We start from the raw sequence: 8,767 nt of genomic DNA, 5'->3' as shown, positions 1-8,767 counted from the left end.
GCATCCGGCGAGGTCGTCCAGCGGACGGGGACCGTCGGCAGCGGTCGACAGGGCCTCCACCGTGTCCAGCACGACGGCGACACCGGTCGCTTCGTCGCCGTGAACGCCGCCGGTCAGCCAGAGCGTCGGCCCGGGGTCGACCCCGTTGGCGACGATCACCGGGAGTCGTTCGGCCGTTCCGGTCGGCAGGTCGGCGACATCGAGCCAGCCGCGATCGACCTCACCGGGAGCAGCGCTCGCGGTTCCGAGCTCGATCGGGGCGTCGGTCGGATCCATGCGCGGAGTTCAGTTGAGATGATATAAAAGGGCAGTCCTGTCGGGAGGGACAGATCCGTCGTCGGATCCGGGGTGAGGATATCAGTCGGATCCGTTCGTCCGGACATGGGATCGTCCGGACCGATCGGCGAACGAGGGGCGTTTCTCGATCGGTAGCGGGAGTGCGTGTAATAAGACGGCTGGGACCGTCGATTACGCGTGATCGAACGGTGTCGTTGGCGATCTCGTTTGATAGAGCGACGACAGTGAAACCGCACAAAACCCAGCTGTTCGCTTATAAATAGTCGAACGTAGATCGACGGGGCACACGGCGGAACCCCGTTTCCCTCTCGCCCGCGCCGCGACCGCCGGAAGGCGGTCACGGGGTTTCACCACGTAAGCAAGCGAGACCGCCGGTCTCGACCCAGTCCCGCTCGCTTCGCCGCGCGGGCTGCGGCTTCCGTGTCCTCACTCGCTCCCTCCGGTCGCTCGCGGGACCGCACCTCACACCTCCCCAGCCTCGCCGGGTCGGCTGGTACAACCCGCCGACCCGGCATCCTTCGCACGCGATCCGAGCGGCCGTCGTCGACGGCCGCTCGGAAGCGCGCGCCACCGAACCGAGTGTAAGTGCTGCTCGCTGTCGCGTGATACTACTTATATACTACGTTGCCGGCGGCGGCACGTTCCGTTGCGTCTCTCGACTGCACGGACCGGACAGGTGTGAACTGACGGCGCGGTCGAGCGGGACGGCAGCGGACGGCAGCGGTGGGGAGCACCGTCAATTTATACGAGAACCCGCTCCAGCGCGACGACGGTACCCGACTCCGCGTCGGGGTCGCCGACGAACCGTCCCAGACAGATCGCCGTGCCGTTCGGCGTGTAGCAGGCGACGAGCGGGTCGTCGTCGCCGTCGGGTTCGTCCTCGCTCGCGAGCCGGTCGTCGACGTCGATCACGCCGGGGGCGTACACGGGCGCACCGGTCGCGACGGAGCACGCGGCGGAGGGTGCGATCGTCACTGCGGGGAGGTGAACGAGGGCGTCCTCGGCCGGGCGGACGACCTCTCGGAGGAGCGCCTCGTCGCCCTCCGCCGCCCATGCGAGGGCGTCCGTGAGGTCTTCGAGCGTGTGAAGCGTCGTGTCGTCGAACGGGTCCGTCGCGGTGCGCCGCAGGTGACCCATGTGTGCGCCGACGCCCGCGGCGAGCCCCAGATCGTGACACAGTTTTCGGACGTACGTTCCCGACTCACAGCCGATCCGGAGGAGGGCACGCCGCTCTGCGAGCTCGAGAACGTCGAGCGAGTGGACCGTCCGGGTTCGCAGCCGTCTGGTGACGGCGCTCTTTCGCGGGGGTTTCTGATAGATCTCCCCCTCGAACTCGGCGGCGACCTCCCGGAAGTCGGCCGGGGCGGGACCGTGGAGTTCGAGCACCGAGACGTACTCTTTCGACCCCTCCAGGAACACCTGCGCGGCGCGGGTGGCCGTCCCGGTGAGCGTGGGGAGACAGCCCGTCACCTTCGGATCGAGCGTGCCGGCGTGAGCGACACCGTCGATCCGAGCGCCGTCCGGTTCCAGCGTCTCCAACGTGTCGTTGATCGCGTCGCGAACCCACGCGGAGAGCTGGTGGGAAGACGGCCCCGCGGGCTTGTCCACGTTGACGACGCCGAACCGCAACAGCTCCGGGACCGAGCGCTCGCTCGGCGCGGGTCTGAGCGGGTCCATGTCGGGGTCGGCGTCTCGGTCAGTGGTCATCGTGTCGTCGTGTCAGCGGTGTATCGACGGTCTGTCGGTGGTCTGTCGGCGGTCTGTCGGCGGTCTGTCGGCGGTCTGTTGGCGGTGCGTTATCGGTCGTTCGATCCACGCGTCCACGTCTCTCGGTTTGGTCGCGGATCCGGTTAGAACCCGTGAGAGACGCCCTCGATCGGCGCTTTCCCTTCGTCGTAGTCGTCGTCGTACGCCTCGATGGTCGCCACGAGCACGTCGAGGAACTCCTCCGGCGGCCACCGAGCGGTGTTGTACGCGGCGTCGTAGATCGAGAGGTCGTCGATGTCGATGTCGTAGTACTCCAGGTAGCGTTTCCGCTCGGAGGTCTCCCGTCGGACGGTCTCTTCACGGGCGCGGCCGACCGATTTCCCTTCGCGGTCCGCGATCCGTTCCGCGCGGACCCCGACGGGGGCGTCGAACCAGAAGCGGAGGTCCGCGTGGTCGCCGGCGAGCCAGCCGGCGAGGCGGGATTCGAGGACGAGCCCGTCGCGGGTCGTCGCGATCTCGTGGAGCCGGCGGTCGAGGTCGCGGTCGATCTCGTCGTCGTCCTCCGCGTGTTCGTTGAACTCGACGGGCGTCATCCCGTGGTCGGCGGCCATCCGTCGAAAGATGTCGCCGCCGGAGACGTGTTCCAAGTCCAACGCCCCGGCGAGCCCCGCGGCGTTCGTGCTCTTCCCGCTTCCCGGCGGGCCGGAGACGGTGATCAACATATCCGACATCCGGTAGGGTCGTTCAAAACCGTTGTCGTTCGCCGGCGAACAGGCGGCCGCTCCAGTCGACGTTCACTCCCCGGCGGTCGCCGCGCTCATCGACCAGACCGCGACGAGCCCGAGGAGGACGGCGGGGATGAGCGGGAGCACCAGATACGTCCCGAAGAAGGTGAGACCGAACGAGCCGGCCACGTACGGGTACGCGTAGATAACACCGGGGATCACGAGCACGCAGGTCAACAACACGCCGGTCAGGGCCCATCCCTTCCGACCGAACCCGTCGGGCCCGGTCGCTTGTGACTCGGGATCGTGGCCTGCGCGGTCGGCCCCCTCCTGGTCGGGGTCACCGCCGCCGGGGCTCCCCTCGGTGTCGCTCTCGGAGTCCGCTCCCGGGGTGTGGACGTACCCGCTGTCGCCGTCGGCCTCAGAGCTCACTGTCGGGTATTACGACTACCTTCCCAAAGCCCTCTCGGTTCTCGATCAGTTCGTGGGCGCGGGCCGCCTCACTCATCGGGAGCGTCTCGCGGATCCGCGGCTCGAACGTGCCGTCCCAGACGAGCTCGAGGACGTCGTCGACCTCGCCGGGTGTCGCCATCGTCGACCCGATCACGGACAGCTGGTTCCAGAAGATCCGGTTGAGCCCCGCGTCCGGGTTCGGGCCGGTAGTCGCCCCACAGGTGACGAGTCGGCCACCCTTCGCCAGCGACTTCAACGAGTCGGGGTACGTGGCCGCGCCGACGTGATCGACGACGACGTCGACGCCGCGGTTTCCGGTCAGCTCGGCGATCTCGTCGGCGAAGTCGTTCGCCTCGTAGTCGATGACGTGGTCGGCCCCGCAGTCCTCGGCGTGGCGGAGCTTCTCCTCGGTGGAGGCGGTCGCGAACACCTCACAGCCGGCGTGGTCGGCGATCTGGACGGCGGCGTGGCCGACACCGCCCGACGCGCCGAGTACGAGCACGTTCTCGCCCGCTTCGATGTCCGCCCTGGTCTGGAGCATGCGCCACGCGGTCTGGAAGACGAGCGAGACGGAGCCCGCGACCTCCCAGTCGACGCCATCGGGAACGGGGACGAGGTTCTCGGCGGGAACGGCCGCGCGCTCGGCGTGGACGCCGCGGACGTGTTCACCGATGATGTGGAACGAGACGCACAGCGACGGCTCGCCGGCACGGCAGAACTCGCACTCGCCACAGGCGACGCCGGCGCTCACGGCCACGCGGTCACCGGGTTCGAACCGAGTTACGCCGTCGCCGACGGCCTCGACAACACCGGCAGCGTCGCTACCGGGGATGTGTGGCATCTCCACGTCGATACCGGGGAGACCGCGACGGGTCCAGACGTCGAGGTGGTTCAACGCGCCCGCCTTCACGTCCACGAGGACCTCGTCGCGGCCGGGTTCGGGATCGGGGAATTCACCGTACTCGATCACGTCGCGGTCGCCGTGGGCGTCGAACTGGACAGCCTTCATAGACGTATCCACCCTCGGTACCCACTAAACAGTACGGCAAACGGAAACCCGGGCCTCACGATTCGGCTGAGCACGACCTCGGTTGCGCACGACTCCGGTCACATGCAACTCCGGGTACATACGACTCCGGCTACACGCGAACCGACGTCGACTCGGGTCCGCACGCATCCGCCGGCTAGCAGGATGCGAACGCCACACAACCCCCCACGGCTTTCGTGATGTTTAAGTACGGAACGGTGGACTGTACGAACGCACGAACTGCAGGGGTGTCGGGCCCCGAGTCCGGAAGGGCGATGATACAACGCGGGTTGCGGTAGCCAAGCCTGGCCCAAGGCGCAGGGTTGCTAACTCTGTGGCGTCACTGCCTCCGGGGTTCGAATCCCCGCCGCAACGCTCGAACCGACCGAGTACCGCCGGATTCGCGCCGGTAGGACTCACTGCGATCAACACATGAGCACGGAAGAATCACAGGACGACTCGCCGGAGGAGGCGGAGAACCTCCAGTACTTCGTTCGGATCGGGGATGCGGACCTCGACGGGACGAAGACGGTCGAGCGAAGCCTATCTGAACTCAGCGGCATCGGCACGCGCATGGCGCGACTGGTTGCCGAGGAAGCCGGTGTGGACCGAACCGCCACGTTCGGTCTCCTCGACGAGGAGGAGATCGAGACGGTGGTCGACATCACCGAGAACCTCGAGGACCACGTCCCGTCGTGGATGACTAACCGACAGAACGACTTCTTCACCGGGGAGACGACCCACATCGTTGGCACGGACGTGAGCGAGAAGCGTCGTCACGACATCAACCGGATGAAGCAGATCGAATCGTACAAAGGCGTTCGACACAAGCGCGGCCAGAAGGTCCGCGGACAGCGCACGAAGTCCACGGGCCGGACCGAGGGCACGATCGGTGTCAACGTCGAGGAGATCCGCGAGGAGATGGCGGAAGACGAAGCGGGTGACGACGAATGAGCACCGGCAAGAACACCAAGGGCTACGAGACGCCGAACCACCCGTACCAGGGCGAGCGCATCGCCGAGGAGTCCGATCTCCTCTCCCGGTACGGCCTGAAGAACAAAGAGGAGCTCTGGCGTGCCCAGTCCGAACTGCGTCGCATGCGTCGTGAGGCCCGACGCCTCCTCGGCGAGGCGCAGGGCGATGTCGAGGCGGCCCAAGACGCGGGTGCGGAGTTCGTCACCCGACTCCGACGGATCGGGATCCTCGGCGACAACGACGACATCTCGACGGTCCTGTCGCTCGACGTGACGGACCTGCTCGAGCGTCGGCTCCAGACGGTCGCGTACCGTCAGGGGTTCGCCTCCTCGACGAGTCAGGCCCGCCAGTTCATCGTTCACGGTCACATCACCGTCGACGGCGCACGCGTCACGCGCCCATCGGTGAAAGTCGACGTGAGCAGTGAAGGTGCCATCGCCTTCGACGAGAACAGCCCGCTCGCGGACGATCTCCACCCCGAGCGCGCGGAGTCACAGGAGTAACCCATCATGAGTGAATCCGAGGACGGAAAGTGGGGCATCGCCCACGTGTACGCATCGTTCAACAACACGCTCATCACCGTCACCGACGAGACGGGCGCCGAGACGATCGCCAAGTCGTCCGGCGGGACCGTGGTGAAGCAGAACCGCGACGAGGCGTCGCCGTACGCCGCGATGCAGATGGCGGAGGTCGTCGCCGAGCGCGTCAAGGAAGCCGGACTGGAGGGCGTTCACGTTCGCGTGCGCGGCCCCGGCGGTAACCTCAACAAGTCGACCGGCCCGGGCGCACAGGCGACGATCCGTGCGCTGTCGCGAGCCGGCGTCGAGATCGGCCGCATCGAGGACGTCACGCCCATCCCGCACGACGGGACGAAGGCCCCCAAGAACAAGCGAGTCTGATATGACGGGAGCCGATTTCGACGTGGAGTTCGTCGAACGGGACGATCGCAGCGCGCGGGTGCTGATCCGCGGGCTCACGCCGGCGTTCGCGAACGGTATCCGCCGTGCGATGATCGCCGACGTCCCTACCTTCTCGATCGACACCGTGCGGTTCGTCGAGAATTCCTCCGTGATGTTCGATGAGATGATCGGGCTACGGCTGGGGCTCATTCCCCTGACGACGCCGCTCGACGAGTTCGAGGTCGGCGATACGGTCACCCTCGCACTCGACGTCGAGGGGCCGGCCACCGCGTACTCCGGGGATATCGAGTCCGCGGAGCCGCTCGTCGAAGTCGCCGACGAGAACGTCCCGATCATCGAGCTGAAGGAAGGCCAGCGGCTGGAGTTCGAGGCCGACGCGGTGTTGAACACCGGAAAGGAGCACGCCAAACACCAGGGCGGCGTCTCCGTCGGCTACCGACATCTCCAGCGAGTCACCGTCGAGGACGACCTCGGCGAGTTCGACGACGAGGAGCCGCGGATCCTCCGCGGCGTGATCGAGACGCCGGACGGCGAGATCGTCGTCACCGACGAGTTCGACAACGACCTCTCGGAGCGGTTCCCCGGGAAGGACGTGCGCGTCGAGGACGTCCCCGGTGCGTTCGTCTTCCACATCGAGACCGACGGCTCGTTTACCGTCGACGAACTGCTGCTTCGCGCGATCGACTCCATCGAGGAGCGCGCGGACGAACTACGAACGAAAGTCGCGGTATAAGATATGTCCGTCCTTCGAACCACCCGCACGGCGCTCGCCCCTGTCGAAAGCGACGCCGCCGTCCCGGGCGTCGGGACCGAAAGTGGTTTGAAGGGAGCCGGAGTATCCAGGAGTGCACGCAGGGATAGCCAAGTCAGGCCAACGGCGCAGCGTTCAGGGCGCTGTCCTGTAGAGGTCCGCAGGTTCAAATCCTGCTCCCTGCACTCCGTTTTTCACCAACCCACAAATGGGGAGGAACAGCTATGAGTAGCAAGACGAATCCGAACTTACAGAACCTCATCGCCGATCTGAAGTCGGTCTCGCGTGACTCCGATGCCGCCGTGTGGCAGGACGTCGCCGACCGACTGGAGAAGCCACGGCGTACCCACGCCGAGGTCAATCTAGGTCGCATCGAACGGTACGCGAACGAAGACGAGACGGTCGTCGTCCCCGGCAAGGTGCTGGGAAGCGGCGTCCTGAACAAGAACGTCACCGTCGCCGCCGTCGACTTCTCGGGCACCGCCCGCACGAAGATCGATCAGGCCGGCGAAGCGGTGTCGCTCGCACAGTTCGTCGAACAGAATCCCGAAGGAAGCAACGTCCGGGTGATCCGATGAGTCTCGCGAAGATCGACGCGGACGTCGTCGTCGACGCTCGCGACTGCATCCTCGGTCGCGTCTCCTCGAAGGTCGCACAGCGCGTCCTCGACGGCGAGACGGTCGCGGTCGTCAACGCGGAGCACGCGGTCATCACGGGTAACGAGGAGGCGACGATGGAGACGTACCAGACACGCGCCGACCTCGGCTCCGACAGCGGCCCCTACTACCCGAAGCGCCCGGATCGCATCTTCAAACGTGCGATCCGTGGTATGCTTCCGTACAAGACGGAGGCGGGCCAGGAGGCGTTCTCGAACGTCCGCGTGTACGTGGGTAACCCCTACGAGCGCGACGAGGACGTCGAGAGCGTCGTTCTGGAGGGCACCTCGCTGGACCGACTGTCGAACATCAAGTTCACCACGCTCGGGGCGGTCTCCGAGTCCTTGGGAGCCAACGTCACATGGTAACTAACACCTCAGGCAAGAAGAAGACGGCAGTCGCCCGCGCCACCGTGCGTGACGGCGAAGGCCGCGTTCGTATCAACTCCCAGCCAGTCGAGCTGGTCGAACCGGAGCAGGCACGCTTGAAGATGCTGGAGCCGTTCCGTATCGCCGGCGACGACCTGCGCGACGGCGTCGATATCGACATCGATGTCGCCGGCGGCGGGTTCAGCGGCCAGGCGGACGCGGCGCGGACCGCCATCGCCCGCGGGCTCGTCCAGCACCTCGGCGACGCCGAGCTGCGCGACGCGTACATGAGCTTCGACCGCACGCTGCTGGTCAACGACGTTCGCCAGTCCGAACCCAAGAAGTGGGGCGGACCGGGCGCGCGTGCCCGCTACCAGAAGTCCTACCGCTGAGGTGATCCAGTCATGATGATCCCCGTCCGGTGTTTCACGTGCGGCAACGTCGTGGGTGAACACTGGGAGGAGTTCAAGGAGCGCGCTCGCGAGGGCGACGAGGATCCGGGCGAGGTGCTCGACGACCTCGGCGTCGACCGCCACTGCTGCCGGCGGATGATGGTGAGCCACCGCGACCTCGTCGACGTCGTCTCTCCGTACCAGTAACCATGTCAGAACAACGCTACAATCGATACGAGAAGGCCCGGATCCTCGGGGCACGCGCCTTACAGGTGTCGTACGGGGCACCCGTGCTCATCGAGACGAACCAGACGGAGCCGATCCTTGTCGCCGCCGAGGAGTACGACGCGGGCGCGCTCCCCTTTACCGTCCGGAGGGAGTCGAGCTGATGACCCGGATCACGAACGTGTCGCTGCGCCGGGTGCTCGACTCGCGCGGCAACCCGACCGTCGAAGCCGACGTGCTGACCGAGTCCGGCGGCTTCGGCCGCGGGGCG

General features: G+C 66.6%; 13 protein-coding genes, 2 tRNA genes and 1 pseudogene. 11 read left to right on the top strand and 5 right to left on the bottom strand.

Going from position 1 to position 8,767, the window contains the following annotated elements; translation table 11 throughout:
* The 5 genes and pseudogenes from ACFQEU_RS07710 to ACFQEU_RS07690 form a co-directional block, all read right to left on the bottom strand.
* A pseudogene (locus ACFQEU_RS07710) lies at nt 1-276 on the bottom strand (succinylglutamate desuccinylase/aspartoacylase family protein); the annotation flags it as partial.
* A 762-nt stretch (nt 277-1,038) separates the two neighbouring features.
* The gene (locus ACFQEU_RS07705; RefSeq protein ID WP_379780889.1) at nt 1,039-2,004 is read right to left on the bottom strand and encodes an RNA-guided pseudouridylation complex pseudouridine synthase subunit Cbf5; all 966 of its coding nucleotides are present in this window, start codon (nt 2,002-2,004) and stop codon (nt 1,039-1,041) included.
* A gap of 143 nt (nt 2,005-2,147) precedes the next feature.
* Nucleotides 2,148-2,726 (bottom strand): (d)CMP kinase, encoded by a 579-nt coding sequence (gene cmk, locus ACFQEU_RS07700; RefSeq protein ID WP_379780887.1) that lies wholly within the window; start codon nt 2,724-2,726, stop codon nt 2,148-2,150.
* Nucleotides 2,727-2,798: 72 nt separating this feature from the next.
* Nucleotides 2,799-3,161: a hypothetical protein gene (locus ACFQEU_RS07695; RefSeq protein WP_379780885.1), complete on the bottom strand. Its 363-nt coding sequence runs from the start codon at nt 3,159-3,161 to the stop codon at nt 2,799-2,801.
* A complete protein-coding gene (locus ACFQEU_RS07690) occupies nt 3,151-4,191 on the bottom strand; it encodes a zinc-binding dehydrogenase (RefSeq protein WP_379780883.1) in 1,041 nt (346 codons plus the stop codon). The genes ACFQEU_RS07695 and ACFQEU_RS07690 overlap by 11 nt, the downstream gene beginning before the upstream one ends.
* Nucleotides 4,192-4,498: 307 nt before the next feature.
* On the opposite strand from ACFQEU_RS07690, the gene ACFQEU_RS07685 reads away from it, so the two are divergent.
* The 11 genes from ACFQEU_RS07685 (at nt 4,499) to ACFQEU_RS07635 (ending at nt 8,660) form a co-directional block, all read left to right on the top strand.
* Nucleotides 4,499-4,584: transfer RNA gene (locus ACFQEU_RS07685), tRNA-Ser, on the top strand.
* Between the two features lie 57 nt (nt 4,585-4,641).
* On the top strand, nt 4,642-5,163 hold the full coding sequence (locus ACFQEU_RS07680; RefSeq protein ID WP_379780881.1) for a 30S ribosomal protein S13: 522 nt from the start codon (nt 4,642-4,644) through the stop codon (nt 5,161-5,163).
* Nucleotides 5,160-5,687, top strand: a complete 528-nt coding sequence (locus ACFQEU_RS07675) for a 30S ribosomal protein S4 (RefSeq protein ID WP_379780879.1) — start codon at nt 5,160-5,162, stop codon at nt 5,685-5,687. The genes ACFQEU_RS07680 and ACFQEU_RS07675 overlap by 4 nt, the downstream gene beginning before the upstream one ends.
* Nucleotides 5,688-5,693: 6 nt before the next feature.
* A complete protein-coding gene (locus ACFQEU_RS07670) occupies nt 5,694-6,083 on the top strand; it encodes a 30S ribosomal protein S11 (RefSeq protein ID WP_379780877.1) in 390 nt (129 codons plus the stop codon).
* 1 nt (nt 6,084) lies between these two features.
* Nucleotides 6,085-6,837 (top strand): DNA-directed RNA polymerase subunit D, encoded by a 753-nt coding sequence (locus tag ACFQEU_RS07665; RefSeq protein ID WP_379780875.1) that lies wholly within the window; start codon nt 6,085-6,087, stop codon nt 6,835-6,837.
* 118 nt (nt 6,838-6,955) lie between these two features.
* Nucleotides 6,956-7,040: transfer RNA gene (locus tag ACFQEU_RS07660), tRNA-Leu, on the top strand.
* A 39-nt stretch (nt 7,041-7,079) separates the two neighbouring features.
* Nucleotides 7,080-7,433, top strand: a complete 354-nt coding sequence (locus ACFQEU_RS07655) for a 50S ribosomal protein L18e (protein WP_379780873.1) — start codon at nt 7,080-7,082, stop codon at nt 7,431-7,433.
* Nucleotides 7,430-7,879: a 50S ribosomal protein L13 gene (locus tag ACFQEU_RS07650; protein WP_379780871.1), complete on the top strand. Its 450-nt coding sequence runs from the start codon at nt 7,430-7,432 to the stop codon at nt 7,877-7,879. The genes ACFQEU_RS07655 and ACFQEU_RS07650 overlap by 4 nt, the downstream gene beginning before the upstream one ends.
* Nucleotides 7,873-8,271 carry a 30S ribosomal protein S9 gene (locus tag ACFQEU_RS07645; protein WP_379780869.1) on the top strand — a complete coding sequence of 133 codons (399 nt, stop codon included), beginning with the start codon at nt 7,873-7,875 and terminating at the stop codon, nt 8,269-8,271. The genes ACFQEU_RS07650 and ACFQEU_RS07645 overlap by 7 nt, the downstream gene beginning before the upstream one ends.
* A gap of 12 nt (nt 8,272-8,283) precedes the next feature.
* Nucleotides 8,284-8,478 carry a DNA-directed RNA polymerase subunit N gene (locus ACFQEU_RS07640; protein WP_004595259.1) on the top strand — a complete coding sequence of 65 codons (195 nt, stop codon included), beginning with the start codon at nt 8,284-8,286 and terminating at the stop codon, nt 8,476-8,478.
* Nucleotides 8,479-8,480: 2 nt separating this feature from the next.
* Nucleotides 8,481-8,660: a DNA-directed RNA polymerase subunit K gene (locus ACFQEU_RS07635; RefSeq protein WP_379780867.1), complete on the top strand. Its 180-nt coding sequence runs from the start codon at nt 8,481-8,483 to the stop codon at nt 8,658-8,660.
* The last annotated feature ends 107 nt before the right edge of the window (nt 8,661-8,767 follow it).

This window comes from Halorubrum tibetense (genome assembly GCF_042661865.1).
Taxonomy (GTDB): Archaea; Halobacteriota; Halobacteria; order Halobacteriales; family Haloferacaceae; genus Halorubrum; species Halorubrum tibetense.
The sequence above is the reverse complement of the archived record's forward strand: the minus strand, read 5'-3'. Positions and strand labels throughout refer to the sequence as shown.

Bases quoted from the DNA above. Each gene is read 5' to 3' on its own strand.
- ACFQEU_RS07645 (WP_379780869.1), top strand. From the start codon at position 7,873: ATGGTAACTAACACCTCAGGCAAGAAGAAGACGGCAGTCGCCCGCGCC.
- ACFQEU_RS07635 (WP_379780867.1), top strand. From the start codon at position 8,481: ATGTCAGAACAACGCTACAATCGATACGAGAAGGCCCGGATCCTCGGG.
- ACFQEU_RS07680 (WP_379780881.1), top strand. From the start codon at position 4,642: ATGAGCACGGAAGAATCACAGGACGACTCGCCGGAGGAGGCGGAGAAC.
- ACFQEU_RS07665 (WP_379780875.1), top strand. From the start codon at position 6,085: ATGACGGGAGCCGATTTCGACGTGGAGTTCGTCGAACGGGACGATCGC.
- ACFQEU_RS07640 (WP_004595259.1), top strand. From the start codon at position 8,284: ATGATGATCCCCGTCCGGTGTTTCACGTGCGGCAACGTCGTGGGTGAA.
- ACFQEU_RS07655 (WP_379780873.1), top strand. From the start codon at position 7,080: ATGAGTAGCAAGACGAATCCGAACTTACAGAACCTCATCGCCGATCTG.
- ACFQEU_RS07650 (WP_379780871.1), top strand. From the start codon at position 7,430: ATGAGTCTCGCGAAGATCGACGCGGACGTCGTCGTCGACGCTCGCGAC.
- cmk (WP_379780887.1), bottom strand. From the start codon at position 2,726: ATGTTGATCACCGTCTCCGGCCCGCCGGGAAGCGGGAAGAGCACGAAC.
- ACFQEU_RS07690 (WP_379780883.1), bottom strand. From the start codon at position 4,191: ATGAAGGCTGTCCAGTTCGACGCCCACGGCGACCGCGACGTGATCGAG.
- ACFQEU_RS07705 (WP_379780889.1), bottom strand. From the start codon at position 2,004: ATGACCACTGACCGAGACGCCGACCCCGACATGGACCCGCTCAGACCC.
- ACFQEU_RS07670 (WP_379780877.1), top strand. From the start codon at position 5,694: ATGAGTGAATCCGAGGACGGAAAGTGGGGCATCGCCCACGTGTACGCA.
- ACFQEU_RS07675 (WP_379780879.1), top strand. From the start codon at position 5,160: ATGAGCACCGGCAAGAACACCAAGGGCTACGAGACGCCGAACCACCCG.